The sequence below is a fragment of the Ruegeria sp. H9 genome (genome assembly GCF_056532915.1).
Genome location: NZ_JBQFNX010000002.1, coordinates 865,561 through 889,981, shown reverse-complemented (window position 1 = coordinate 889,981; position 24,421 = coordinate 865,561). Strand labels below are relative to the sequence as shown.

Genomic DNA, 24,421 nt, shown 5'->3' with positions numbered 1-24,421 from the left:
CAACGGAGAGAGCATATGGCTGCCCAGAACGGAAAAGACCTGTTGGTCAAAGTGGATATGAACGGCACCGGCCTGTTCGAGACCATCGCGGGGCTGCGCGCCACGCGTATCAGTTTCAACGCGGAAAGTGTGGATGTGACCAGCCTGGAAAGTCAGGGCGGGTGGCGCGAGCTGCTGTCGGGGGCCGGGGTCAAATCGGCCGCGATTTCGGGCTCGGGCGTGTTCAAGGATGCGGGCACAGATGAGCGTGCGCGCCAGCTGTTCTTTGACGGTGAGACGCCCGGCTTTCAGGTGATCATCCCCGATTTCGGTATTGTCGAAGGCCCGTTTCAGGTCAGCAGCATCGAATATGCGGGCTCGCATAACGGTGAGGCGACCTATGAGATGAGCATGGCAAGCGCCGGCGCGCTGAGCTTTACGGCGCTCTGATGGCCAATCCGTGGACGGGCGAGGTGGCGCTGACAATCGATGGGGAGCAGCGGGTGCTCAAGCTGACATTGGGTGCTTTGGCGGAATTGGAACAAGAGCTGCAGGCCGGGTCTCTGGTCGAACTGGTGCAGCGGTTTGAAGGCGGGGCTTACTCCAGCGGTGATGTGCTGGCGCTGCTAGTTGCCGGGTTGCGGGGCGGCGGAGCGCAGGTCACGCGCGATGATCTGCTGCATGCCGAGATTGCGGGTGGGCCGATGGCGGGGGCCAAGGCGGCAGCCGAATTGCTGGCGCGGGCCTTCATGGTGCCCGAGTGAGCGGGTTCGACTGGCCCGTACTGATGCGGGCCGGGTTCCTCGGCCTTCGCCTGACGCCGGATCAGTTCTGGCGTCTGACCCCGGCTGAGCTGCGGCTGATGCTGGGGCAGTGCGCGGGGTTGCCGGCGATGAACCGGTCAGGGCTGGATGCGCTGCTCGCGGCCTATCCGGACAAGACACAAGGAGAGCGTAATGACGGATCGTGAGGGTTTTGACGACCTGCAGGAGCGGGGAGAGGCGCTGGGCGATGCGCTGGGGGACGCCGCCACCATGGCTTCGGCGTTTGATGGCCAGATGCGGCGGATCAAGGCCGCGTTTGAAGAGACCGGCAAGGATGTGGCCACGCTCGAGCGTGGCATGTCCGGCGGGTTGCGCAAGGCGTTTGATGGCGTGGTGCTGGACGGAATGAACCTTTCAGGCGCGCTGGATGTGCTGAAGAACTCGATGATCCGCACGGCGTATTCGGCGGCGATCAAACCTGTGACGGATCATTTTGGCGGCATGCTGGCCAACGGGGTTGGTGGGTTGGTTCAGGGGATTCTGCCCTTCGCGGATGGCGGCAGTTTTTCTCAGGGCCGTGTGATGCCGTTTGCCAATGGTGGGGTCGTTAGCAGTCCAACCATGTTCCCGATGCGAGGCGGCACCGGGTTGATGGGTGAGGCGGGGCCTGAGGCGATCATGCCACTGGCGCGCGGGGCCGATGGCAAGCTGGGTGTGCGGTCACAGGGCGGCGCGCGAGCGGTCAACGTGGTGATGAATATCTCAACACCGGATGTGCAGGGGTTCCGCCGCTCTCAAGGCCAGATCGCGGCGCAGATGAGCCGCGCATTGGGCCGCGGCAATCGCAACAGATAAGGGGAGCAGGCGATGAATTTCCACGAGGTGAGATTTCCCGCCAGCCTGAGCTTTGGCTCGGTCGGTGGGCCGGAACGGCGCACGGATATCGTGACGCTGGCCAACGGGTTCGAAGAACGCAACACGCCCTGGGCGCATTCGCGCAGGCGCTATGATGCCGGGCTGGGGATGCGGTCGCTAGACGATATCGAGACATTGATTTCCTTCTTCGAGGCGCGGCAAGGCCAGATGTTTGGATTCCGCTGGAAAGACTGGTCGGATTTCAAATCGGGCGCGGCGACGGCTGAGGTCGACAAGGGCGATCAGGTGATTGCGCGCGGAGATGGCGAGACGGTTTCGTTTCAACTGGTCAAGACCTACAGCTCGGGCGGGTTCAGCTATGTGCGGCCAATCCTGAAGCCGGTACTGGGGACCGTGACGCTGGGGCTGGATCAGGACGCGCAACGCGAAGGCGTGGACTTTGAGGTCGATTTGGCGACCGGACGCGTGATGTTCTCGGCCCCGCCGCCTGAGCAGGTCGAGATTACAGCCGGGTTTGAGTTCGACGTTCCGGTACGGTTCAACACCGACAAGATCCAGACCAGCGTGGCCAGCTTTCAGGCCGGTGACGTCCCGAACGTACCGGTGGTCGAGGTGCGGGTCTGATGAGCGGGGACAAACAGGCGCTGCAGGCGCATTTGCAAAGCGGGCTGACCACCACCTGTCGTTGCTGGGCAATCACGCGCAGCGACGGGCAGGTCTATGGTTTCACGGATCACGATATGGAGTTGCGCTTTGACGGGCTGGTGTTCAAAGCCAGCACCGGTCTGACCGCTGCGGCGATCGAGCAGGCAACCGGCCTGTCGATCGATAATACCGAGGCGATGGGCGCGCTGTCTGATGCCTCGGTCCGGGAAGAGGATATCGAGGCGGGGCGCTTTGATGGGGCCGAGGTGCAGGCCTGGCTGGTCAATTGGGCCGATCCTGAGCAGCGGATGCTGCAGTTTCGTGGTTCGATTGGTGAGTTGCGTCGCGCTGGCGGGGCGTTTCATGCGGAATTGCGCGGGTTGACCGATCTGCTGAACCGGCCTTTAGGGCGGATTTATCAGAAGCCCTGTACGGCTGTGTTGGGGGATAAGGCGTGCCGCTTTGCCCTGGAGACGCCGGGTTATCGCGCTGAGGCTGAAATTGTCGCGCTGGACGGCGCGGCTTTGCGTTTGCAGGGCGCGGAGAGTTCTGATGCGGGTTGGTTTGAACGCGGCAGGCTGGATGTGCTGGACGGGGCTGCGCAGGGCCTGTGGGCCTCGATCAAGCTGGATGAACAGGTCAGAGATGGCCGCGATGTCACGCTGTGGTCGGCGATTGGCGGCGGGCTGGCGGTTGGGGACCGGGTCCAGCTGATCGCCGGGTGTGACAAGCGCATGACCACTTGCCGATTGAAGTTCAACAACATGCTGAATTTTCAGGGCTTCCCTGACCTGCCACACGAGGATTGGGTCATGGCCGTACCCAAGCGCAGTAGTCAACACAAAGGGGGAAGCAGGCGGTGATGCGGACAAAACAAGATATCGTGGACGAAGCGCGCGGATGGCTGGGCACACCTTATGTTCATCAGGCCTCTGTTCGGGGTGCAGGCGCCGATTGTCTCGGCCTATTGCGGGGCGTTTGGCGCGCGGTGATGGGGCATGAGCCTGAGGCGGTGCCGGTCTACAGCATGGATTGGTCCGAGCCGCAGGGTGAGGAACGCATGTGGGCCGCAGCCCGTCGCCATCTAGTCGAGAAATCGCCCGATGATTTGGCCCCGGGGGATGTATTGCTGTTTCGGATGCGGGATGCGGCCGTGGCAAAGCATCTGGGCATCGTCAGCGCCCAAGACCCGATGCGATTCATCCACGCCTATACCGGGCATGGTGTTGTTGAAAACACGCTGAGCGAGCCTTGGCGTCGCCGCGTGGTCGCTTGTTTCGAATTCCCGCTGGAGGATTTCTGATGGCCACAATAGTTCTGTCTGCTGCAGGTGCGGCAATAGGTGGTTCGATCGGGGGCTCGGTTGCGGGCCTGTCAACGGCGGTGATTGGCCGCGCGGTTGGGGCGACGCTGGGGCGGGTGATCGACAACCGGTTGATGGCCAGCCAATCCGTAATGGGCGGCGGCAGCGAGGTGGTCGAGACCGGGCGTCTGGATCGTTTCCGTCTCACCGAAACCGGTGAGGGTGCGACCGTCGCGACGGTCTACGGCCGGATGCGAGTTGGAGGACAGGTCATCTGGGCCTCGGACTTTCTGGAAACCCGATCGACCTCGACGACGACGCAAACATCAGGCGGTGGCGGTGGAGGCAAGGGGAAACCCAAGCCCGTTGAAGTGACGACAACGACAACCACGCATAGCTACAGCTATTCGGTGTCTCTGGCGATTGCGGTGGGCGCGGGACAGGTTGCGGATATCACGCGTGTCTGGGCCGATGGTGAAGAGGTCGAGCGCCGAACGCTGAACATGCGGATATATCGCGGCGATCACGAGCAATTGCCCGACCCGCTGATTGAAGCGGTGGAAGGGGCAGGCACGGTGCCCGCCTATCGCGGCACGGCTTATGTGGTGATCGAAGATCTGGCGCTGGGCCCCTTTGGCAACCGCGTGCCGCAATTCTCGTTCGAGGTGGTGCGGCAGGAACAAGACGAGATGCCGGATGCCGAGGACGGGCTGTCACGGATCATCAAGGGGGTGGCCTTGATGCCGGGTACGGGTGAATACGCACTGGCTTCATCTCAGGTTAATTACACCAAGGGCCGGGGGCGCAGTTGGGCGGCGAATGTCAATTCACCATCGGGCAAGTCCGATCTGGTGACCTCGACGCGGGCGCTCAGCCAGGAATTGCCGGGCTGCGAGGCGGCTTCGTTGATCGTGTCGTGGTTCGGCGATGATTTGCGCTGCGGAGAATGCCAGATCCGCCCCAAGGTTGAACGCAAGAATATCGAGGGCGCAAACATGCCCTGGAGTGTTTCAGGTCTGTCCCGAACTGCGGCGGGGCAGGTGAAATGGCAGGATGGGCGTCCGGTTTATGGCGGCACACCGGCCGATGCGGCCGTAGTGCAGGCGATCCGGCACCTGAAGAACTCGGGCAAACGGGTTATGTTTTATCCGTTTATTTTGATGGAGCAATCAGAGGGCAACGGCCTGCCTGATCCGTGGTCCGATGCGCCGGATCAGCCACATTTGCCTTGGCGTGGGCGGATCACTTTGGATGTTGCTCCGGGGCGGCCAGGCTCGCCGGATCAAACTGCCTATGCGGATGCGCAGGTGGCGGCGTTCTTTGGTACGGCGCGCGCGTCACATTTCTCGACCAGCGGCAGCAAAGTGACCTATCGCGGCCCAAGTGAATGGGGATTACGGCGGTTCATTCTGCACTATGCGGCCCTTTGCAAGGCGGCGGGCGGCGTGGAGTCCTTCTGCATCGGGTCCGAGATGCGCGGGCTAACGCAAATCCGCGGCGCGTCTGGCTTCGCTGCAGTTGCGGAGCTGCGGTCTCTGGCCGCGGAAGTGCGCGCGATATTGGGGCCGGAAACTAAGGTCGGCTATGCCGCAGACTGGACCGAGTATTTCGGGTATCAGCCGCAAGACGGCACCGGAGACCGGTATTTCCACCTCGACCCGCTTTGGGCCGATGAGAACATAGATTTTGTCGGCATCGACAACTACATGCCGCTGTCCGACTGGCGGGATAGGGCCTCGCATCTGGACGCTGAGGTGTCGAATGGGTCGATCTACGATCTGGACTATCTGCGCGGCAATATCGAAGGCGGCGAGGGGTATGATTGGTACTATGCGTCACCCGAGGAAGCCGAAGCGCAGATCCGAAGCCCGATCACTGATGACGATCATGGCGAGCCGTGGGTCTGGCGGTACAAGGACCTGCGCAACTGGTGGGCAAACCGACATCATGAGCGGATCGGGGGTGTGCGGCAGGAAACGCCAACGGGTTGGGTGCCGGGGGCCAAGCCAATCTGGTTCACCGAACTGGGCTGCGCGGCCATCGACAAGGGTACGAACCAGCCGAACAAATTCTTGGACCCAAAGTCGTCTGAATCAAATTTGCCGCTCTATTCCAATGGAGTACGGGATGATTTTATCATGGTTCAGTACCTTCGGGCCGTCCTTGGCTATTGGGGTGATGCTGAGTTCAACCCGGTTTCAGATATCTATGACGGCCCGATGGTGGACCTGTCGAACGCCTTTGTCTGGGCTTGGGATGCGCGTCCGTTCCCGACTTTCCCGAACCTGCGGTCGCAGTGGTCGGACGGCGATAACTATGCACGTGGGCATTGGCTGAACGGGCGATCCGGGTCGCGGACTCTGGCCTCGGTCGTGACAGAAATCTGCCATGAGGCAGGGGTGACGGCGATTGATGTGTCCGAGCTCTACGGCGTGGTACGCGGTTACGCGGTTGAGGACGTAATGATTGCTCGGCAGGCCTTGCAGCCGCTGATGCTGCGCTATGGGTTCGACGCGATCGAGCGGGACGGGGTGCTGAAGTTCAGAACCCGCGACGGGCGTCGGGCCGTTGACATTGACCCCGAGCAGATCGCCATCAGCGCGGATATCGACGGGCCAGTGGAACATCGCCGCGAGGCTGAGGCCGAGATGACCGGGCGTGTGCGTCTGCGGTTCGTCCAGTCGGATGCGGACCATGATGTTGTCGCGGAAGAGGCCGTCTTGCCTGATGACAGAACCCATTCGGTCGCCGTCAACGAAATGCCATTGTCGATGACTCGCGCCGAAGGGCGTCAGACGGTCGAGCGCTGGCTAAGCGAGTCCCGCATCTCGCGCGAGACTGTGCGATTTGCTCTGCCGCCCTCGCTGCTGCATGTCGGGGCCGGCGATGTGGTGCGTTTGCCGGATGGCGGGGACGGAACGCTATATCGGATCGACCGGCTGGAACAGGCCGAGATGCAATTGGCGGATGCGGTGCGGATTGAACCCGGAGTTTATACCCCGTCCGATGTTTTGGATGATGTGGCGGCAGCCAAGCCATTCATTGCTCCGGTGCCAGTTCTGCCGGTGTTCATGGACCTGCCGCTGATCACTGGATCCGAGGCGCCCCATGCGCCGTATCTGGCGATATCGGCCGAGCCCTGGCCCAGTAACGTGGCTGTCTATTCGGCTGCACAGGATGAGGACTATACCTTGCATCAAGTGATCGCGGGGCAGGCGGTGATTGGCTTCACCGAAACACCCCTGCGACGCGCAGGCGCTGGGATCTGGGACGAAGGGGCCGCGTTGCGTGTCAACCTGATCGATGGCGTTTTGGAGTCGCGTCCACGCTCGGCGTTGCTGAGTGGTGCCAATCTGGCTGCCATCGGTGACGGAACACCGGGCAATTGGGAAGTGTTCCAGTTCTCGGATGCGGTCTTGCAGGAGACTGGCGTTTACAATTTGTCAGGCCGCTTGCGTGGTCAGCTGGGTACGGATGCCCTGATGCCGGATGTCTGGCCTGAAGCGTCTACCTTTGTCCTACTGGATGAACGTGTTTATCAGACCGGGTTGCTGCGCACCGAACGCCGCGTGGCCAAGCATTACCGTATCGGCCCTGCAACGCGCGGCTACGAGGACCCGGCATATGTGCATCTGGTTGAAGCGTTCGATGGCAATGGGCTGAGACCTTATGCGCCAGTGCATTTGCAGGCTTCTGCGTCGGCTACCGGGGACAAGATCTCGTGGGTGCGCCGCACCCGGATTGATGGCGATGACTGGAGCGCATTGGATGTGCCTCTGGGCGAAGAAAGCGAATCCTATCTGATCCGCGTCTTCACTGAGGGTGCTTTGTTGCGCGAAACTGTCACCAGTGATCCGGTTTGGCAGTATTCTGACGCGATGAAAGCCGATGACGGGCTGGCCGGACCCTACGATATCGCAGTCGCGCAGGTTTCGGCTACCTACGGACCCGGGGCGTTTGCGCGCCTTTCGGTCGGCTAGCCGTGCGGCCAGTCCTGCACGGAGATCTCAGCGCGGCGGCGCGGGCTTTGCTGGCCGCGCCGCGAACCGACCGCGATAGGATAAGCACCCTCCTGATTGCTGAGGCCGAACTGGCGGATCGACATGTCGCCAGAACAGGGCGGTTGCATCCTGTTTATGGAAATGGCTCGTTGATGGCAGCCGCGCGCTGCCGGCCCTTGGCAGACGAGCCAAATTTCGACGATCTGCAATATTGCCAATGTTTCGAGATGGTTCTGCGAAAACTGATCCGGTTCCAAATCAGCCAGATGCGCAGCTGACACATTTTGAGGCGGCAAGGTCCAGCTCTAGCCTTCCGTGCGCTATTTCCTCGCCGCAATCTTCGCAATAGCCGAATTCGTCTTCGTCCATCCGGTTCAGCGCGGCCCGAAGCCGATGCGTTTCGGTGTCGCGCCGGGCCTGTTGCGCCTTGGCCATTGCTTGATTTTGCAACGCATCCATCCGGCTGAGCCGACCCACTGCCTGTTGATCCAGCTCCACAACTGATTGCGCATCCTGACCGGCGGCGGATTGCGCGGCGAGATCGCGAAGGCGCTGGTGAATAAGCTTCCGAAAATGGTCCAGATCGGCTGAGTTCATTTTTTGTTGTAGTGCATATCAAGGGTTTGCGTTTGGTAATTTTACGACTAGATGGCTATTCTAAGCGCAGCAAAGGATGAAAAGCCATGTTCGAAACGCGCAGCCAAGTGACACCTGTGGACCCGGTTTGGGACCGCATCACCTCGGAAGCCCATGCAGCCGTCGAGAAAGAGCCGCTGATGGGCGGGTTGGTACACGCCTGTATCTTGCATCACCGCAGTCTTGAGAGGGCATTGTCCTATCGCATCTCGGCCAAGCTATGCTCGAACGAGATGTCGATGATGGTACTGCGTGAGATCGTGGATGAGGCCTATGCTGACGACAAAGCGTTGATTGAAGCCGCGCGCGCGGACCTGATGGCCGTTTATGAACGCGATCCGGCCTGCCACCGCTTGCTGCAACCGATCCTTTATTTCAAGGGGTATCAGGCGATGCAGGCTTATCGCGTAGCCCACTGGCTTTGGAACAAGGGGCGCCATGATCTGGCGTATTTCTTCCAGATGCGATCTTCCGAGATATTCGGCATTGATATCCATCCAGCTGCCCGCATCGGTAAAGGCATCATGATCGACCATGCCCATTCTATCGTGATCGGTGAAACCGCTGTGGTTGGGGACAATGTTTCGATGCTGCATTCGGTGACGCTGGGCGGAACCGGTAAGGAAGAAGAACAGCGCCATCCAACCATTGGTGACGGCGTTCTGATCGGCGCTGGTGCTAAAGTTCTGGGCAATATCGAGGTTGGCCATTGCAGCCGTATCGCCGCCGGATCAGTGGTGCTGCAGGAAGTGCCACCGTGCACGACGGTCGCTGGCATTCCCGCCAAGATCGTGGGCGAGGCCGGGTGCGATCAGCCGTCGATCTCGATGGATCATATGCTGGGGAAAGACCAGTAATTCGGAGTGAATAGACGAAAAAGGACGCCTCGGGGTTCGAGGCGGCCTTTTTTGTGCATGATCTTCTGAGCTTAGGCCAACATGACCATCGGATTTTCCAGGTTGTCGACGATGGCTTGCAGCAGCTGAGCGCCAAGCGCGCCGTCGATGACCCGGTGATCGACCGACATGGTGACGGACATGACGGTTGCGACCGTCAGTTCTCCGTCATCGCCCACGATAGGTTTCTTGAGGCCGGTACCAACTGCGAGGATACCTGCATGCGGCGGGTTCACGATGGCATCGAAATTGTCGATGCCGAACATGCCGAGGTTCGAGACTGCGAAAGTACCGCCTTGGTACTCGTGCGGGGCCAGCTTGCGCTCGCGGGCGCGTCCGGCGAGGTCTTTCATCTCGGTCGACAGCGCCGACAGCGATTTGGTGTCGGCATCTTGCAGGACCGGAGTGAACAGACCGCCCTCGATGGCGACGGCAACAGCCACATCCGAAGGTTTCAGTTGTAGAACCCGGTCACCCGCCCAGACGGCATTGCACTCGGGCACCTGCTGCAGCGCGTTGGCGACGGCCTTGATGATAAAGTCGTTGACGCTGAGTTTCACACCCCGGCCTTCGAGTTGCTTGTTCAGCTGGCTGCGGAATTTCAGCAGCGCATCCAGCTTGATATCCCGGCGCAGGTAGAAATGCGGGATGGTCTGTTTGGCCTCAGACAGACGCGCGGCGATGGTCTTGCGCATGCCATCGAGTTTGATCTCTTCGTATTCGCGGCCTTCGTACATCTTGGCCACGGCGTCAGCCGATGGACCTGCGGGAGCGGCGGCGGTTGGGGCGGCTGCAGCAGCAGGCGCAGGTGCTGCTGCAGGTGCGGCTGTGGCGCTTTCCACATCGGCTTTGACGATACGGCCATGAGGGCCAGAACCTGAGATTTGAGCCAGATCTAGACCCTTTTGTGCGGCAATCCGACGAGCAAGGGGGGATGCGAAGATACGACCGCCATCCGCTTTGGCCGGTGCCGCTGGGGCAGGGGCGGGCGCCTCGGGTGCCGCTGGTGCGGCAGCCTCGTTGCCCGCTGCGGCAGCTGGCGCAGCCGCGGGAGCAGCGGTTGGCGTTGCACCGATATCATCAGCGCTTTCTCCATCTTCCAGCAGGACTGCGATGGCGGTGTTGACTTTAACGCCTTCGGTTCCCTCAGGAATAAGGATCTTGCCGACGGTGCCTTCGTCAACGGCCTCGAACTCCATTGTTGCCTTGTCGGTTTCAATTTCGGCCAGCAGATCGCCCGAGGAGACGGTGTCGCCTTCCTTGACGAGCCATTTTGCAAGTGTGCCTTCCTCCATCGTCGGGGACAGGGCAGGCATCAGGATTTCGGTGGGCATTTCAGCGCTCCTCAATCAGAGTAATTTGGTCAAAGGGCGCTTTGGGGCGCCCGGTGCCGCGTGCGAGTGTCGCAATCGCAGCCTCGATTTTGTCTTTGTTCTCCGCCATCCAGACATAGGCGGTCTGGTGTGAGGGGCGCGCGCCGATCAACCGCATATCCGCCGCCAGTCGCTCGGGTATAAGCGCCCGCACGATGCGGTTGTCGATGTCAATCTCGACACGGTAGCATTCGGTTGCTGGATCGCGGCCCCTGATCTCCATTACCGGTAGGTCACCTGTTTCACCGCAGCGATCACCTCATCAGTGGTGATCAGCGCCAGCTTTTCGAGGTTCGCCGCATATGGCATCGGAACATCTTTGCCGGTGAGGGTGATGACCGGGGCGTCGAGATAATCGAACGCTTCCTGCATGACGACCGAGCTGATGTAGCTACCAACGGAACCTTGCGGCCAGCCTTCTTCGACGGTCACAAGACGGTTGGTTTTCATCACCGAGTTGATGATCGCACCGGTGTCCATCGGGCGGATGGTGCGTAGGTCGATCACTTCGGCGCTGATGCCGTCTTCGGCCAGTTTGTCTGCGGCTTCCAGCGCATATTGCATGCCGATGCCAAAGCTGACGATGGTCACATCCGAGCCTTCGCGCCAGATGCGGGCCTTGCCCAGCGGGATGGTCAGGTCATCCACTTGCGGCACGTCGAAGGACCGGCCGTAGAGGATTTCGTTTTCAAGGAACACAACCGGGTTCGGGTCGCGGATGGCCGATTTCAGCAAACCTTTGGCATCGGCTGCGGAATAGGGCATCACCACTTTGAGACCTGGCACCTGCATGTACCATGCGGCGTAGTCCTGCGAGTGTTGCGCGGCCACGCGGGCAGCGGCACCGTTAGGGCCACGGAATACAATCGGACAGCCCATCTGACCGCCAGACATATAAAGCGTTTTGGCGGCAGAGTTGATGATCTGATCAATCGCCTGCATGGCGAAGTTGAAGGTCATGAACTCGACAATCGGTTTCAGCCCGCCAAAGGCCGAGCCGACGGCGATGCCTGTGAAGCCGTGTTCAGTGATCGGGGTGTCGATGACACGTTTGGCACCGAATTCATCGAGCAGGCCTTGAGAAATTTTATAGGCGCCCTGATATTCAGCGACTTCTTCGCCCATCAGATAGACATCTTCGTCGCCGCGCATTTCTTCGGCCATCGCGTCGCGCAAGGCTTCGCGGACGGTTTGCTGCGCCATCTCGGCGTCGGCAGGCCAATCGGGCGACAGGTCCACAACCGGAGCAGCGGGGGCTGCTGCGGCAGGAGCGGGGGCCTCAACCGCCGCAGGGGCGGCTTCGGCCTCCGCTGCGGCTGCGGGCGCAGCCACGGGCAGGGCGGAGGCGTCTTCACCATCTTCGACCAGGATCGCGATAGGGGTGTTTACTTTGACCCCTTCGGTGCCCTCGCTGATCAGAATCTTACCGACGATGCCTTCATCGACGGCTTCGAACTCCATCGTAGCCTTGTCGGTTTCGATCTCGGCCATGATGTCGCCCGAGGATACGGTGTCGCCTTCCTTGACCAGCCACTTGGCCAATGTGCCCTCTTCCATCGTGGGCGAAAGGGCGGGCATGAGAATTTCGGTTGCCATGTCTTATTCGTCCTCTCAGGCGTAGATATCAGTCCAGAGCTCGTCCAGCGACGGCTCGGGGCTTTCTTTCGAGAATTCGGCGGCCTGATTGACGACCTCTTTGATCTCTTTGTCGATCGCCTTCAGGTCATCCTCGGTCGCGTGTTTGCCGGTCAGCAGCAGCTCGCGCACGTGCTCGATCGGGTCGCTTTGTTCGCGGACCTTCTGAACCTCTTCGCGTGTACGATACTTGGCCGGGTCAGACATCGAGTGGCCGCGATAGCGGTAGGTTTTCACCTCGAGGATGTAGGGACCTTTGCCCGCACGGCAGTGGGCGACCGCTTTTTCACCTGCGGCTTTGACGGCCAGAACGTCCATGCCGTTCACCATTTCGCCCGGTATTCCGAAGGCTTGACCGCGGTGGTAGATGTCGGCCGAAGAGGTCGAGCGTGCTTGCGCGGTGCCCATGGCATACTGGTTGTTTTCGATCACGAATACCACCGGAAGCTCCCAAAGAGCAGCCATATTGAAGGTCTCGTAGACCTGACCCTGATTGGCCGCGCCATCACCGAAATAGGTGAAGGTGACGCCGCCGTTTTCTTTGTACTTGTCAGCAAAGGCCAGACCCGCACCCAGCGGAACCTGTGCGCCAACGATGCCATGGCCGCCATAGAAATTCTTCTCTTTCGAGAACATGTGCATCGAGCCGCCTTTGCCTTTGGACAGCCCGCCTTCGCGACCGGTCAATTCGGCCATTACGCCGCCCGGGTCCATTCCACAGGCCAGCATGTGGCCGTGATCGCGATAGGACGTGATGCGCTTGTCGCCTTCTTTGGCCGCGGCCTCAAGGCCGACAACAACCGCTTCCTGACCGATGTAGAGGTGGCAGAAACCCCCGATCAGACCCATGCCGTAGAGTTGACCTGCCTTTTCCTCGAATCGGCGGATCAGCAGCATCTCGCGGTAATATGTGGTCAGTTCTTCCGCAGAAACATTTGGTTTCTTTGTGGTTTTTCGCGCAGCCATAGTGGCGATCTCCCCCTTTCGGCAAGATAGTTTAGCGTTAAACTATCTCATAGAGCATTTCACACGTTCTGGCGAGTACTAATGTTACGCGAGGGCAGGATACGCGAGTTGCGGCCTGCCACAGCTTATCTTCCGGGCGTTAAGGTACAGAGATCCTTAGTCAAAAATTTCGTCAGCGGATAACGATCTCATCCGCGCGGATCATGCCGAGCACTGAGCGGGCCTGTTGATCCAGCAGATCGAGATCCAGATAGGTGTCTGACAGTCGGCGGGTCAGGTTTTCCATTTGTTCGATTTCGGCGTTCAGCTGCGCCAGATCGCGAGACAAAACATCGCGCTCGGCGGCAATCTCGACCCGGCGAAACAGACCGTAATCCCCTTGAACGGCGGCAAAGGTGAAATACACCCCCAGCATGAAGGCGATTGAGAAGAAAATGAAAGCCCCTAAACCGGGCCGATTGGAACGGGACACTGTGTTAACCGCCGTGTGAAATACTGCCTCAGAAACGCACCCTTTTTGGATGTCTCGACGCACTATGTCACAGGTGATTCGGGTTGTGAATCCCCTGAGTAGAAAAAGCTGAGACCTGAGGTTTGAGCGCTTATAGTTCCAGCGCAGCCACACCCGGCAAGGTCTTGCCTTCCATCCATTCAAGGAAGGCACCACCAGCAGTAGAGATATATGAGAAATCCGTTGCCGCGCCCGAGGCGTTCAGCGCGGCGACCGTGTCACCCCCGCCCGCGACCGAGGTCAGCTTGCCATCGCGGGTTAGTGCAGCCGCCTTCAGCGCCGCCGCATTGGTTGCGGCATCGAACGGGGTCAGCTCAAACGCCCCCAGTGGGCCGTTCCAAATCAGGGTCTGGCTTTTTTCCAGCACTTCGGACACGGCTGCGACGCTTTCGGGACCGGCGTCCAGGATCATCGCGTCCGAAGGGCACTGATCAGCGGGCAGAACCTGATGCGGCGCGTTGGCCTCGAACACTTCGGCCACGACGATGTCGCGCGGCAGGACGATCGTACAGCCAGCGGCTTCGGCCTTGCCGAGGATTTCGGCGGCGGTATCGGTCATGGCGTGCTCGGCCAGTGATTTGCCGACATCGATCCCCTGGGCCAGTAGGAATGTATTCGCCATGCCGCCACCGATGACCAGATAGTCAACCTTCTCGATCAGGTTGCCCAGCAGGTCCAGCTTGGTCGACACTTTGGCGCCCCCGACAACCGCTGTGACAGGCCGCTTGGGCGCGCCCAGGGCGGCCTCAAGTGCGCTCAGTTCCTGCTGCATCAGGCGTCCGGCACAGGCGGGCAGCAGACGGGCCAGCGCCTCGGTCGAGCTGTGGGCGCGGTGCGCGGCCGAGAAGGCATCGTTGCAATAGATGTCGCCCAGCTTTGCCATGCCTTGGGCAAGTGGGACGCTGTTCTTGGTCTCCTCGGCATGGAAGCGGGTGTTTTCCAGCAGCAGAACCTCACCTTCCGCTAGGGCGGAGGCTGCGGTTTCAGCCTCATAGCCTACGCAATCATCCGCAAAGCGCACGGGAGCCCCAAAAGCGGATTCAAGTGCTGGCACAAGCTGCTTCAATGACAGCTCGGGTACATGCTGACCACCGGGGCGTCCGAAATGGGCCAGCAGGATGGGTTTACCGCCTGCGCCGAGGATATCGCGCACGGTTGGCACGATCCGTTGAATGCGGGTGTCGTCGGTCACCACGCCATCCGCGATCGGTACGTTGATATCCACGCGCACCAGAACCCGCTTACCGCCAAGATCCATATCGTCCAGAGATTTCCAGCCCATCGCGCTCATCCTTGCCCATTGCATCCAGTTTCAGCGGTTCTTTTCCTGCATTTTGCGTTCAGGTCAATGCGTCACTTGGCATTCGCGCGCCCGCGTCATAGGTATTTGCGCAAGTTTCAAAGACAGGAGGGCCAGATGGCCGAGATCAAAGACCCCGAAAACACGATCATCATTGAGCTGAAAGACGGCAATGTCGTCATCGAATTGCTGCCCGACGTGGCCCCTCAGCACTCGGCCCGCATGAAAGAGCTGGCGCGTGGTGGTGAATATGACAACGTCGCCTTCCACCGTGTGATCGACGGGTTCATGGCGCAAACCGGCGATGTGCAGCATGGCGACATGGAAGACGGGTTCAACATTCGTATGGCGGGCACCGGTGGATCGTCGCTGCCGAACGTTCCGGCAGAGTTTTCGAAACTGCCCCATGATCGCGGCACGTTGGGTGCGGCACGCTCGGCCAACCCGGATTCGGCAAACTCGCAGTTCTTCATCAACTTCAAGGACAACCATTTCCTGAACGGCCAGTACACCGTGTATGGCCGCGTCATCGACGGGATGGAGCATGTAGACGCGATTGTGCGTGGTGAGCCGCCAGCGAGCCCCGACCGCATGATCAGCGTTAAGGTGGCTGCTGATGCATAAGCTGGCTGCAGTTTTTTCCTTGCTGGCCAGCCCTGCGCTGGCAACCGGGCTTGAGATTGAGATCGAGGGCGAGGGCGCCAATGGCACCGTCACCGTTGATCTATTCGAGGATATTGCACCCAAGCATGTAGAGCAGATCACCGCTCTGGCCGCTGCGGGTCAGTACGATGGGGTTGTGTTCCACCGTGTGATCGATGGGTTCATGGCGCAGACCGGCGATGTTGAGTTTGGCCGTGTCGGTGGCGACATGCGTCGTGCGGGTACGGGTGGATCGGATCGCCCTGATCTGCCTGCTGAATTCTCGGATTTCAATTATGACCGGGGCGTCGTGGGTATGGCGCGGGCGCAGGACCCAGACAGCGCGAACTCGCAATTCTTCATTATGTTCGAGCCCGGCCCGTTCCTGAATGGTCAGTACACGGTTGTCGGTCAGGTGACAGAAGGGATGGACGTGGTCGATGCGATCAAGCGGGGCGATGGCCCTAATGGCGCAGTGATCGGACAACCGGATGCGATGAAAAAGGTCACGGTGACCGAATAAAAGAAAACCCCGGCGCGCTTCTGCGGGCCGGGGGTTCTTGATGCGGCCGGGTCAATCGTCGTCCGACATCGCCCGCCAGATCAGTGCGCCAATCGCACCGCCGATCAAAGGTGCCACCCAGAACAGCCAGAGCTGCGCCAGTGCCGGACCGTCAGCAAACAACGCCACGCCGGTTGACCGGGCGGGATTTACGGAGGTGTTGGTCACCGGAATCGAGATCAGGTGGATCAGCGTTAACCCCAAACCAATCGCAATCGGGGCGAACCCGGCAGGCGCGCCGCTGGAGGTCGCACCGAGAATGATCACGATGAAGAACGCCGTCATGACGATTTCGATCACCAAGGCCGACATCATCGAATAGCCTTCGGGTGACGCCTCGCCATACCCGTTCGACGCGAACCCTCCAACGCCCTCAAAACCCGGCGCTCCGCTGACGATCAGATAGAGCACGGCTGCTGCGGCGATCGCTCCGATCACCTGCGCGATCCAGTAGGGGATCAGATCTTTGGCATCGAACCGCCCTCCGATCATCAGCCCAAGACTGACCGCCGGGTTAAAGTGCCCGCCCGAGATATGACCGACCGCATAAGCCATGGTCAGCACCGTCAGGCCGAAAGCAAAAGAAACGCCCAGCCAGCCGATGCCGACATCAGCAACACCTGCAGCCAGCACCGCGCTGCCACAGCCACCCAGTACCAGCCAGAATGTACCGAAGAATTCGGCCATGAGTTTTGATGACATGAAAAGCCCTCCAGAAATCAATGACTTTAAGGTTAATTCAAAAAACGCTTTTTGTGAAACTGTGAGAATGCGGGGAATTTTCCTTCAAGACACGTCAGATAGGGGGACTGTTAGGGAATATGCTTTTTCCGGTGAGCTGGCGATTGAGAACGACACACTCGGCCCAACTTGCGTTTTTCTCCTTTGCGCCCCAATGTCCGGTATCGGTTGTGGGCTTGCGATGTGGTGGGGGTATCAAGGTGAAGTTCAAAAAACTGTATTCGGATGCTCAAGGCGAAAGCCATTGGAAAGACATCGAAGTCGAACTTGAAGAGCAAAGCTTTGCACCACCTGCGAAAGCAATCGAGATTTCAAAGCCAGAAGCTGTCAAGCAAACCATGTTCTTGAGACTCAAGAAGGGTTGGGATGAGCCAATTCATCCCACACCTGTCGCTCAAAAGCTCATTTGTCTTTCTGGTTCAGTGCGCGTGACCGCGAGCGACGGGGAATTCAGAGATATTGGTCCGGGTGACGTCTGGCATATGGAAGACAAACACGGCAAAGGCCACCACACAGTAGTAACAAGCGATGATGATTTTCTTTCGGTGATCGTTCAGTACGAGTAGCGGGGGCAGCGCAGACCAAGCCCTCCTGATCAACCAAGCGCATTGCGGCACTTGCGCGGTGTAAGGCCGCTACGTCCCGCATTGAGGTCATTGTTAGATTTAGACGAACACCCCAAAACAAAAAAAACGCCGCAGTGTATCCTGCGGCGTTGCTGATTGGTCTTGCCGATAAGTGTTTACTGCTTCACTTCCGCCGCCGGGTTGGCACCCGATTTGCCGCTGCGGCCCGGGTTCAGCGGGTCGTCCTGACGCTGCACCGAACCTTCGAAATGCGCGCCGCTTTCAATGGCGATGGTCTTGTGAATGATGTCGCCTTCGACGCGGGCGGTTGAAGTCAGGCGGACCTTCAGGCCGCGGACGCGGCCCACGATACGGCCGTTGACCACTACGTCATCTGCAGTGACTTCGCCCTTGATGGTGGCGGTCTCGCCGATGGTCAGCAGATGGGCGCGGATGTCGCCTTCGACGGTGCCCTCGACCTGGATATCGCCCGAGGTCTTGATGTTACCAGTGATGTGCAGATCCGAGGACAGCACCGATGCCGGTGGCTTGGGCTTGGGAGGGGTGCTGGCCTTTGTTTCAGCCGGTGCAGGTGTTGCCGGAGTGGCCGGAGCGGCCGGTTTTGCTGCCTCAGTCTCTTTCGACCCGGGTTCGTTGATTTTGCTCTTAGAAAACATTTCTCGCAGCCTTGATGTAAGTCATTGGGTTCATGGGTTTTCCGTTCACGCGCACCTCATAGTGCAGATGCGTGCCGGTCGATCGTCCGGTGGTACCCATATCAGCAATATGGTCCCCGCGCGAGACCCTTTGGCCAACCTTAACGCGAAGATTGCTGTTATGAGCGTAAAGTGTCTCAATACCGAAGGCGTGTTTGATTTTCACCAGCTTTCCGAAACCGGATTGCCAGCCCGCATGGGTGACAACGCCATCGGCGGTCGCAAAGATATCGGTCCCGCGAGGACCGGCGAAATCCGACCCGTTATGCATGCGCCGGCCGCCGGTTTTTGGGTCGCGGCGGGTTCCGTAGCCACTGGTATAACGGACAGCGGCGCGCACCGGGCTGGCGAAGGGGGCCTTTTCCGCAGCGATGCGATAGAGGTTCAGCTGGTCCATCTGTTCCAGCAGGATATTGGCGCGGATCTGGTCGGGGCTCAGTTCCTCACCGCGGGTGCTGAAGGATAAAGGGGTCAGCGGACCGCCCATACCGCTATATCCGCGCCGAACTTCGTCGAGGATACGATCTGTTGGCATGCCCGCGCTGCGGAACATCTTGTCGAGAGGTTCGACCGAGATCAGCATCGCCTCTTCCAACTGGCGGAAAATCTCGTCGCTGCGCTCCTGCATCAGGCGGATCTCAAGCTCGAGCTCGTCACGCTGGTCCAACGCGCCTTGCGCATCGGCAGCGATCTTGTCGCGCTGCGCCGCGGTCCGGGCCAGGGCATCGGTCATAAATGCCATCTGTTCCGGGTTTGCCGATGCCATCGCATAAGCCGCGTCCGCATCATTGCTGGGTTGCAGTTCGGCCAGTTTTGTCCGCGCGTCTTCGCGCTGCTTCATAGTGGCACGCAGCGTGGTTTGGATCACCTCGATGCCGGTTTCCAACTCGCGCCGGCGGTTCTCGGATTCCAGCAATTCGGACTGCATGACCGAAATCTGTTCCAGAGCTGCGTTGAACCTGTCATGTGCAGCCAGCGCTTCGGCCGCACGCGCATCGCGCTCTTCCGACAGAATGTTCAGACGTTCTTGATACGTAGCCTGATCGCGCTTGGCCTGTTCCCGGAAATTGCCCGATCCGATGCTGTCCATCAACAGAACTGACGTGGCAATCGCGGTCCAGGCGACCATCACCGACACACCGGCGACTGCAGCGATCTGAGTTTCAGAACTCAGTCGGATGAACCGCGTGTCGTTGTCAGATTTCAGAAAAACACGGCGCTCTGGAAAGTGCCGCTCGAGCAGTGAGTGTAGTTTAATTGCCAGACGTGTCCGCACGCGTCCTACCTCAATTGTCCCCATATCTCGGAGCCGGTCGTGAGTGAGTAGCCGCTCCTTGACGCGATTGCATAAAGCGGTCGAGGCATTCGGGCAAGTTTGTTAACCAATCAAGAGCTATGAACGGAGAATTACCGCACGTGATCGGCGAGAACTTGCCGATAGCGAGCATTTGCTGTCAGTCCGACACAACTCCGGGTGGTGGCAGGTCTTCGGTCAGGGGCCAATAGAAATCTGGCGGCAGTCCGGCCTCGGCCCGTTTCTCTTCGTTAAATGGTGGTTTCAGCGCGCCGTGGAAATAGCGGCGGACGAGGGCGTGGAATACATCCTTGGGGTCGGCATTCTCGCGCCCACACAAGAAGTGGAACCATTTCGAGCCATAGGCGACGTGACCAACTTCCTCGGCATAAATCACTTCCAGTGCAGCGACTGCGTCGTCAGCCTTGGCCTTGCGGAAAATGTCGATCATTCCGGGGGTCACGTCCAGCCCACGTGCCTCAAGCACCATTGGGACGACGGCAAGACGACCCATAAGATCCTCGGCAGTGTCCTCGGCGGCGCGCCACATGCCTGCATGGGCGGGCAGGGCACCATAGTGGCTCCCCATCTGTTCGAGGCAGTCGCAGACCATCTCAAAATGGCGCGATTCTTCTTCGGCGCATTTCACCCAATCATCGTAGAAGCCGATGGGCATGGGCACATGGCCAAACCGGGCAATGATATCCCAATGCAGATCCACGGCGTTCAACTCTATATGAGTGACAGCGTGCAACAGTGCGATGCGGCCGGCCTCGGACCCCGCCCTTCGGCGCGGTACATCACGAGGCGACAACAGTTCGGGCTTTTCAGGTCGCGCAGGGTATAGCGGTGGCTTTGCGGTGCCCACTTCGATCTTGGGCGCGTCGCCCTGCCGGGCTGCGAACCAGGCAGCGGCGTATCGTTTGGACAGGGCGGTTTTCTCGCGACCGACCGATGTGGTCAGAATCTCGGTCGCCATTTCGGTCAGTGTTTTTGACACGCTTGCCCCCTTACGCTGCACTCCGCGCGGGTCATACCCTTGATGCCCGCGCGGGTCGAGAGGGCTAGAGCGCGCGTGCGGCCTCCAACACTTCGTCCACATGACCCGGCACTTTCACCTTGCGCCAGACGCGGGCGATTTTTCCATCCGCATCAATCAGAAAGGTCGAGCGTTCGATGCCCATGGATTTGCGTCCGTACATGTTCTTTTCGACCCAGACGCCATAATCTTCGCACACGCTCTGACCCTCATCGGACAAAAGCGGCGTCGTCAGGCCGTGCTTGGCGACAAATTTGTCATGCTTTGCCACGGTATCGCGCGAGATGCCGAAAACGTTAGCACCCGCATCCGCAAAGGCTTGTAGTTGTTCCGAGAAACCGATGGATTCCTTGGTGCAGCCCGGCGTATCATCGCGGGGATAGAAAAACAGAACGACCGCGCGGCCACGCTGTTCCGACAGGGTCACCTCGCCGCCGCCGTCGCGAGGCAGTGTAAAGTCGGGTGCGATGTCTGAGACTTCGGGCATATTCAAACTCCGGCTGAGAAATTAACGGTTGCCGCATATCATAGGGCTCCGTTGACAGGTTGAAAGGCGTGAGACGCAAATTGGTCCAGCAAGAACAGCAGGATGACACGAAGGCGGATAAGAAACCCCGCCGTCGGTCGCGGCGTCGGACCGCAGGCCTGTGGACATTGCGCGGTGTCTTCATCCTTGGATTTCTGGCACTGGTCACCGGCTTTATGGTTGTCGGCCAGCGCATGCACGCGCCGGATTGGTTGCGCGACCGGGTCGAGGCGCGCCTTGATCAGACATTGGGTGGCGTCAAAGTTCGGTTCGGCGATGTCAGTTTCATCATTCATGAAGGCTGGCGTCCGCGACTGCGACTGACCGATGTTCGTATCAGCGATGCGGACGGACGGCAGATTGCCGAAGTGTCCGACCTGCGGGCCAGCCTGTCGATGCGCCCGCTGTTGCGCGGGCATGTGCGCCCGAAGCGGATCATATTGCAAGGCGCGCAGATTGCACTGACACGGGGTGTCGATGGAGCGCTGTCGCTGACCGTCGGTGCCGGAAGTGCGCCGGTCGGTCAGGCCCGGAACCTGGCGCAGCTGATTGAATCATCGGACGAGGTGTTCCAGGCGCCTATTTTGTCAGCCCTGACCTCGGTCGAACTGGATGCAATTACGCTGGACTATCAGGACCTGCGGTTGGGCCGGTCCTGGGTGCTGGACGGCGGGCGTATTCAGGCCAACCGCAGCGCGGGTGAGGTTCGTCTGGCCACCAATTTCTCGGTGCTGGCCGGTCGCGATTATGTCAGCACGATCGAGGCCAACTATACCAGTTTGCTGGGCAGTCCCGCTGCGCAGTTCGGCATCTCGATCACCGATCTTCCCGCCGAGGATATCGCAGGCCACAGCCCGGCGCTGGCATGGATGCAGGTACTTCGCACACCGATCTCAGGTGCTTTGAGGGGTGGCATTGATACTGAGGGCGCGCTGGGGCCGGTCTTTGCCACGTTGAATCTGGGTGCAGGCGCCGTGCAGCCCACGCCTGAAACAACACCGATCAAATTCGACGCGGCGCGGACGTATTTTACCTACGACCCGAAACAACAGGCGCTGGATTTCAACGAAGTCTCGATCCAGTCTGCCTGGGGTACGGTGCAGGCAGATGGCAAGGCCTTTCTACATGGGGTCAAAGCTGGCGGGTTGGACAGTATGTCGGGGCAGTTCCGCCTCAGCGGGATTGAGATCAACCCGGCCAATCTGTTCCCCGAAGCACTGAATCTGACGCGGGCCGATGTTGATTTCCAGATGAAACTTGCGCCGTTCCGTATACAGCTGGGGCAAATGACGGTTGAAGACGGTGCACATCGCGCACGGCTCAGCGGGTCTCTGGCTGGTTTGACCGACGGCTGGGTCGCAGCCATTGATGCACAGATTGATCGGATGAGCTCTGATCAGCTGTTGAACTACTGGCCCGAACGACTTGCCCCGAAACCGCGCCTTTGGGTCACCGATAACCTCTATCACGGAGAAATGTCCGATCTGGATTTCGCCCTGCGTTTGCGGCCCGGAGAAAAGCCGGACATCTATGCGGATTTCGAATTCGACAAGACCGAGATACGGTTCGCCAAGACGTTGCCAACCATCCAAGACGCGCAGGGACAGGCCAGCCTGCTCAACCGGCGCTTTACCGTCTCGGCGCAAAAGGGGATTGTGATCGCGGATGAAGGAGGTGCTGTTGATGCCTCGGGCACCTCGTTCATCATTCCCGATACCGGCATCAAAAAAACCACCCCGGCCATTGCGCGGATTAAGGCCAGCGGCAGTGTAACCGCAGCCATGTCATTGCTGGACCGCCCGCCGCTGCAACTGTTGACCAAGGCCAATCTGCCGGTGGATCTGGCCGACGGTCAGGTCAGTCTGAATGGAACGCTTTCCTTGCCGTTGATTAAGGGCCTGAAGCTGGAAGATACCAGGTTCCATTTTGTTGGCGAGTTGTCGAATTTGGACAGCAGCAAGCTGGTACCCGGATTTGAAGTCAGCGCAGACCGATTGGACCTGAGCGGCGACCAGACGCAAGTGACCATCCAGGGCGAGGGGCTGTTTGGTGTTGTACCGGTTGAAGCGCTTTGGCGGCAGCCGATCGGAGGCGAAACCCCGCAGCAAAGCGAACTGACAGGTCAAATCGAACTCTCCCCGCGTTTGATGGAACAAATCAATGCCGGACTGCCGCGCGGCATGTTGACCGGAGAGGGGATCGCCGATTTCAGCCTGAGTCTTGGTGCGGGTGCACCCCCGCGCTTGTCCGCACAATCCGATCTGGTTGGTGTCGCGCTGGCGATCCCTGAGCTTGGATGGCGCAAATCAGCCAGCACTGGCGGCTCTCTGACTGCCGAGGCCATGCTGGGCGCTCAGCTAAGTGTCGATTCCCTTCGGATCAACGCTGCTGGTCTGCGGACAACTGCAGCGATCTCGTTCCGGGATGGCGGGTTCGAAAGGGTACGGTTCAGCACGTTCGAACTGGGCGACTGGCTTGCAGTTCCGGCGGAATTGATTGGGCGTGGTGCCGCGCTGTCAGATATCCGTGTGTTGGGCGGCGTGCTTGATCTGGGAAAATCCACTATCGGCGAGGGAGGCAGCAGCAGTGGTGCTGCCGGGCCCGGGCCAAAGCTGGATGTGAAGCTGGACCGACTACAAGTCACTGAATCCGTTGCGTTGACCGGGTTGACTGGCTCGTTTCAAACCACTGGCGGATTGACCGGCAGCTTTGCGTCGCAAGTCAATGGCGGTGCAGCGATCCGCGGTCAGGTCACCCCGCGCGCGTCCCGATCTGCGGTTGGTCTAACCTCGGACGATGCAGGGGCGGTTCTGAGATCAGCGGGGGTTCTGACGCAGGCACGCGGTGGAACAATGCAATTGCAACTGGATCCGATCGCAGAGCCTGGAAATTATGACGTCGACCTGAAAATCAAAAATACGCGGATCACGGACGCCCCGGCCATGGCAGCGATATTGAACGCGATCAGTCTGGTGGGGTTGCTGGATGAAATGGCGGGGCAAGGTATTTTCTTCGCAGCCATCGACAGCAAAATGCGTATCACTCCGACCGAGGTGAAGGTGCTGAGCGGTAGTGCCGTAGGTCCATCAATGGGGCTGTCCTTTGATGGTACGGTCGACACTGTAGCCGGGATGCTGAACCTGCGCGGCGCGATTTCACCGATCTATCTGGTCAATGCTATTGGCAGCGTTCTGACCAAAAAGGGGGAAGGTATCTTTGCCTTCAACTACACTCTGTCCGGACCGCTGTCCGACCCGCAAGTTTCGGTCAATCCTCTGTCTGGTCTCGCACCTCTGTTTCTGCGCAACCTGTTGCGCGAGCCTGCGCCAACGGTCTCGGATGGCCCGAATGCCACACCGGATCGATCTGGCGAACCCAATCCCGCCTTCCAGACACGTGGTGAGGATCGCTGATCTGAGCTGTGGCCGAATCTGTCGGGCCGATGTATGG

26 protein-coding genes are annotated in these 24,421 nt (G+C 59.7%); 14 read left to right on the top strand and 12 right to left on the bottom strand.

From position 1 onward, the window contains the following. Positions 1–15 precede the first annotated feature (15 nt). The 9 genes from ACR0CZ_RS12955 to ACR0CZ_RS12915 are packed head-to-tail and all read left to right on the top strand — an operon-like array spanning position 16 to position 7,846. Positions 16–429: a phage major tail protein, TP901-1 family gene (locus ACR0CZ_RS12955; RefSeq protein ID WP_170396490.1), complete on the top strand. Its 414-nt coding sequence runs from the start codon at positions 16–18 to the stop codon at positions 427–429. Beyond that, on the top strand, positions 429–743 hold the full coding sequence (locus tag ACR0CZ_RS12950) for a gene transfer agent family protein (protein WP_170422217.1): 315 nt from the start codon (positions 429–431) through the stop codon (positions 741–743). The genes ACR0CZ_RS12955 and ACR0CZ_RS12950 overlap by 1 nt, the downstream gene beginning before the upstream one ends. After that, a complete protein-coding gene (locus tag ACR0CZ_RS12945) occupies positions 740–949 on the top strand; it encodes a rcc01693 family protein (protein WP_170466383.1) in 210 nt (69 codons plus the stop codon). The genes ACR0CZ_RS12950 and ACR0CZ_RS12945 overlap by 4 nt, the downstream gene beginning before the upstream one ends. Then, positions 936–1,598 (top strand): phage tail tape measure protein, encoded by a 663-nt coding sequence (locus ACR0CZ_RS12940; protein WP_170466386.1) that lies wholly within the window; start codon positions 936–938, stop codon positions 1,596–1,598. The genes ACR0CZ_RS12945 and ACR0CZ_RS12940 overlap by 14 nt, the downstream gene beginning before the upstream one ends. Before the next feature lie 12 nt (positions 1,599–1,610). After that, positions 1,611–2,243: a DUF2460 domain-containing protein gene (locus tag ACR0CZ_RS12935; protein WP_170466389.1), complete on the top strand. Its 633-nt coding sequence runs from the start codon at positions 1,611–1,613 to the stop codon at positions 2,241–2,243. Next, positions 2,243–3,127: a baseplate hub domain-containing protein gene (locus ACR0CZ_RS12930; protein ID WP_170466392.1), complete on the top strand. Its 885-nt coding sequence runs from the start codon at positions 2,243–2,245 to the stop codon at positions 3,125–3,127. The genes ACR0CZ_RS12935 and ACR0CZ_RS12930 overlap by 1 nt, the downstream gene beginning before the upstream one ends. Further along, positions 3,127–3,567 (top strand): NlpC/P60 family protein, encoded by a 441-nt coding sequence (locus ACR0CZ_RS12925; protein WP_170396502.1) that lies wholly within the window; start codon positions 3,127–3,129, stop codon positions 3,565–3,567. The genes ACR0CZ_RS12930 and ACR0CZ_RS12925 overlap by 1 nt, the downstream gene beginning before the upstream one ends. Further along, a complete protein-coding gene (locus ACR0CZ_RS12920) occupies positions 3,567–7,547 on the top strand; it encodes a baseplate multidomain protein megatron (RefSeq protein ID WP_480536921.1) in 3,981 nt (1,326 codons plus the stop codon). The genes ACR0CZ_RS12925 and ACR0CZ_RS12920 overlap by 1 nt, the downstream gene beginning before the upstream one ends. A gap of 2 nt (positions 7,548–7,549) precedes the next feature. Beyond that, positions 7,550–7,846, top strand: coding sequence for a DUF7742 family protein (locus tag ACR0CZ_RS12915; protein ID WP_170403088.1), 297 nt, complete (start codon positions 7,550–7,552; stop codon positions 7,844–7,846). Here the strand turns inward: ACR0CZ_RS12915 and ACR0CZ_RS12910 are convergent. Beyond that, the gene (locus tag ACR0CZ_RS12910; protein WP_170396506.1) at positions 7,827–8,165 is read right to left on the bottom strand and encodes a TraR/DksA C4-type zinc finger protein; all 339 of its coding nucleotides are present in this window, start codon (positions 8,163–8,165) and stop codon (positions 7,827–7,829) included. The two genes, ACR0CZ_RS12915 and ACR0CZ_RS12910, sit on opposite strands and share 20 nt — an antisense overlap. An 86-nt stretch (positions 8,166–8,251) precedes the next feature. Between ACR0CZ_RS12910 and cysE the strand changes: the two genes are divergently transcribed. Continuing rightward, positions 8,252–9,061 (top strand): serine O-acetyltransferase, encoded by an 810-nt coding sequence (gene cysE, locus ACR0CZ_RS12905; protein WP_170396508.1) that lies wholly within the window; start codon positions 8,252–8,254, stop codon positions 9,059–9,061. 71 nt (positions 9,062–9,132) lie between these two features. Here cysE and ACR0CZ_RS12900 read toward each other — a convergent pair whose 3' ends face one another. The 6 genes from ACR0CZ_RS12900 to ACR0CZ_RS12875 form a co-directional block, all read right to left on the bottom strand. Next, complete coding sequence (locus ACR0CZ_RS12900; RefSeq protein ID WP_170396510.1) at positions 9,133–10,434, bottom strand: pyruvate dehydrogenase complex dihydrolipoamide acetyltransferase; 1,302 nt, start codon at positions 10,432–10,434, stop codon at positions 9,133–9,135. 1 nt (position 10,435) lies between these two features. Beyond that, the gene (locus ACR0CZ_RS12895; RefSeq protein WP_170396512.1) at positions 10,436–10,696 is read right to left on the bottom strand and encodes a hypothetical protein; all 261 of its coding nucleotides are present in this window, start codon (positions 10,694–10,696) and stop codon (positions 10,436–10,438) included. Then, a complete protein-coding gene (locus tag ACR0CZ_RS12890; RefSeq protein WP_170396514.1) occupies positions 10,696–12,069 on the bottom strand; it encodes a pyruvate dehydrogenase complex E1 component subunit beta in 1,374 nt (457 codons plus the stop codon). The genes ACR0CZ_RS12895 and ACR0CZ_RS12890 overlap by 1 nt, the downstream gene beginning before the upstream one ends. A 15-nt stretch (positions 12,070–12,084) precedes the next feature. After that, positions 12,085–13,074: a pyruvate dehydrogenase (acetyl-transferring) E1 component subunit alpha gene (gene pdhA / locus ACR0CZ_RS12885; RefSeq protein WP_170396516.1), complete on the bottom strand. Its 990-nt coding sequence runs from the start codon at positions 13,072–13,074 to the stop codon at positions 12,085–12,087. A 172-nt stretch (positions 13,075–13,246) separates the two neighbouring features. Further along, positions 13,247–13,546, bottom strand: a complete 300-nt coding sequence (locus ACR0CZ_RS12880; protein WP_170396518.1) for a septum formation initiator family protein — start codon at positions 13,544–13,546, stop codon at positions 13,247–13,249. A 130-nt stretch (positions 13,547–13,676) separates the two neighbouring features. Beyond that, positions 13,677–14,867, bottom strand: a complete 1,191-nt coding sequence (locus tag ACR0CZ_RS12875) for a phosphoglycerate kinase (protein ID WP_170396520.1) — start codon at positions 14,865–14,867, stop codon at positions 13,677–13,679. A gap of 135 nt (positions 14,868–15,002) precedes the next feature. Between ACR0CZ_RS12875 and ACR0CZ_RS12870 the strand changes: the two genes are divergently transcribed. Together ACR0CZ_RS12870 and ACR0CZ_RS12865 are read left to right on the top strand one after the other, a co-directional pair. Beyond that, on the top strand, positions 15,003–15,509 hold the full coding sequence (locus tag ACR0CZ_RS12870) for a peptidylprolyl isomerase (RefSeq protein WP_170396522.1): 507 nt from the start codon (positions 15,003–15,005) through the stop codon (positions 15,507–15,509). Next, on the top strand, positions 15,502–16,050 hold the full coding sequence (locus ACR0CZ_RS12865) for a peptidylprolyl isomerase (RefSeq protein ID WP_170396524.1): 549 nt from the start codon (positions 15,502–15,504) through the stop codon (positions 16,048–16,050). The genes ACR0CZ_RS12870 and ACR0CZ_RS12865 overlap by 8 nt, the downstream gene beginning before the upstream one ends. A 51-nt stretch (positions 16,051–16,101) precedes the next feature. Here the strand turns inward: ACR0CZ_RS12865 and aqpZ are convergent, their stop codons facing one another. Further along, positions 16,102–16,791, bottom strand: a complete 690-nt coding sequence (gene aqpZ, locus ACR0CZ_RS12860; protein ID WP_170396526.1) for an aquaporin Z — start codon at positions 16,789–16,791, stop codon at positions 16,102–16,104. Positions 16,792–17,030: 239 nt separating this feature from the next. Here aqpZ and ACR0CZ_RS12855 point away from each other — a divergent pair, with 239 nt between their 5' ends. Then, the gene (locus ACR0CZ_RS12855; RefSeq protein WP_170403066.1) at positions 17,031–17,396 is read left to right on the top strand and encodes a cupin domain-containing protein; all 366 of its coding nucleotides are present in this window, start codon (positions 17,031–17,033) and stop codon (positions 17,394–17,396) included. 176 nt (positions 17,397–17,572) lie between these two features. Here the strand turns inward: ACR0CZ_RS12855 and ACR0CZ_RS12850 are convergent, their stop codons facing one another. The 4 genes from ACR0CZ_RS12850 to ACR0CZ_RS12835 all read right to left on the bottom strand — a co-directional run bounded on the left by ACR0CZ_RS12850 (position 17,573) and on the right by ACR0CZ_RS12835 (position 20,932). Beyond that, on the bottom strand, positions 17,573–18,073 hold the full coding sequence (locus tag ACR0CZ_RS12850; RefSeq protein ID WP_170396528.1) for a bactofilin family protein: 501 nt from the start codon (positions 18,071–18,073) through the stop codon (positions 17,573–17,575). Next, positions 18,063–19,388 carry a DUF5930 domain-containing protein gene (locus ACR0CZ_RS12845; protein ID WP_170466398.1) on the bottom strand — a complete coding sequence of 442 codons (1,326 nt, stop codon included), beginning with the start codon at positions 19,386–19,388 and terminating at the stop codon, positions 18,063–18,065. The genes ACR0CZ_RS12850 and ACR0CZ_RS12845 overlap by 11 nt, the downstream gene beginning before the upstream one ends. Before the next feature lie 178 nt (positions 19,389–19,566). Beyond that, positions 19,567–20,385: a ferritin-like domain-containing protein gene (locus ACR0CZ_RS12840; RefSeq protein WP_170466435.1), complete on the bottom strand. Its 819-nt coding sequence runs from the start codon at positions 20,383–20,385 to the stop codon at positions 19,567–19,569. A gap of 85 nt (positions 20,386–20,470) precedes the next feature. Beyond that, positions 20,471–20,932: a peroxiredoxin family protein gene (locus tag ACR0CZ_RS12835; protein ID WP_170396533.1), complete on the bottom strand. Its 462-nt coding sequence runs from the start codon at positions 20,930–20,932 to the stop codon at positions 20,471–20,473. 68 nt (positions 20,933–21,000) lie between these two features. Between ACR0CZ_RS12835 and ACR0CZ_RS12830 the strand changes: the two genes are divergently transcribed. Next, on the top strand, positions 21,001–24,384 hold the full coding sequence (locus ACR0CZ_RS12830) for a YhdP family protein (protein ID WP_480536922.1): 3,384 nt from the start codon (positions 21,001–21,003) through the stop codon (positions 24,382–24,384). The last annotated feature ends 37 nt before the right edge of the window (positions 24,385–24,421 follow it).

What these genes read in the sequence shown, in the direction of transcription:
- ACR0CZ_RS12850 (WP_170396528.1), bottom strand. Translation starts at nt 18,073, where the DNA reads ATGTTTTCTAAGAGCAAAATCAACGAACCCGGGTCGAAAGAGACTGAG.
- ACR0CZ_RS12940 (WP_170466386.1), top strand. Translation starts at nt 936, where the DNA reads ATGACGGATCGTGAGGGTTTTGACGACCTGCAGGAGCGGGGAGAGGCG.
- ACR0CZ_RS12835 (WP_170396533.1), bottom strand. Translation starts at nt 20,932, where the DNA reads ATGCCCGAAGTCTCAGACATCGCACCCGACTTTACACTGCCTCGCGAC.
- ACR0CZ_RS12890 (WP_170396514.1), bottom strand. Translation starts at nt 12,069, where the DNA reads ATGGCAACCGAAATTCTCATGCCCGCCCTTTCGCCCACGATGGAAGAG.
- ACR0CZ_RS12950 (WP_170422217.1), top strand. Translation starts at nt 429, where the DNA reads ATGGCCAATCCGTGGACGGGCGAGGTGGCGCTGACAATCGATGGGGAG.
- ACR0CZ_RS12895 (WP_170396512.1), bottom strand. Translation starts at nt 10,696, where the DNA reads ATGGAGATCAGGGGCCGCGATCCAGCAACCGAATGCTACCGTGTCGAG.
- ACR0CZ_RS12870 (WP_170396522.1), top strand. Translation starts at nt 15,003, where the DNA reads ATGGCCGAGATCAAAGACCCCGAAAACACGATCATCATTGAGCTGAAA.
- aqpZ (WP_170396526.1), bottom strand. Translation starts at nt 16,791, where the DNA reads ATGTCATCAAAACTCATGGCCGAATTCTTCGGTACATTCTGGCTGGTA.
- ACR0CZ_RS12875 (WP_170396520.1), bottom strand. Translation starts at nt 14,867, where the DNA reads ATGGGCTGGAAATCTCTGGACGATATGGATCTTGGCGGTAAGCGGGTT.
- ACR0CZ_RS12840 (WP_170466435.1), bottom strand. Translation starts at nt 20,385, where the DNA reads ATGGCGACCGAGATTCTGACCACATCGGTCGGTCGCGAGAAAACCGCC.
- cysE (WP_170396508.1), top strand. Translation starts at nt 8,252, where the DNA reads ATGTTCGAAACGCGCAGCCAAGTGACACCTGTGGACCCGGTTTGGGAC.
- ACR0CZ_RS12925 (WP_170396502.1), top strand. Translation starts at nt 3,127, where the DNA reads ATGCGGACAAAACAAGATATCGTGGACGAAGCGCGCGGATGGCTGGGC.
- ACR0CZ_RS12935 (WP_170466389.1), top strand. Translation starts at nt 1,611, where the DNA reads ATGAATTTCCACGAGGTGAGATTTCCCGCCAGCCTGAGCTTTGGCTCG.
- ACR0CZ_RS12865 (WP_170396524.1), top strand. Translation starts at nt 15,502, where the DNA reads ATGCATAAGCTGGCTGCAGTTTTTTCCTTGCTGGCCAGCCCTGCGCTG.
- ACR0CZ_RS12900 (WP_170396510.1), bottom strand. Translation starts at nt 10,434, where the DNA reads ATGCCCACCGAAATCCTGATGCCTGCCCTGTCCCCGACGATGGAGGAA.
- ACR0CZ_RS12920 (WP_480536921.1), top strand. Translation starts at nt 3,567, where the DNA reads ATGGCCACAATAGTTCTGTCTGCTGCAGGTGCGGCAATAGGTGGTTCG.
- ACR0CZ_RS12930 (WP_170466392.1), top strand. Translation starts at nt 2,243, where the DNA reads ATGAGCGGGGACAAACAGGCGCTGCAGGCGCATTTGCAAAGCGGGCTG.
- ACR0CZ_RS12955 (WP_170396490.1), top strand. Translation starts at nt 16, where the DNA reads ATGGCTGCCCAGAACGGAAAAGACCTGTTGGTCAAAGTGGATATGAAC.
- pdhA (WP_170396516.1), bottom strand. Translation starts at nt 13,074, where the DNA reads ATGGCTGCGCGAAAAACCACAAAGAAACCAAATGTTTCTGCGGAAGAA.
- ACR0CZ_RS12910 (WP_170396506.1), bottom strand. Translation starts at nt 8,165, where the DNA reads ATGAACTCAGCCGATCTGGACCATTTTCGGAAGCTTATTCACCAGCGC.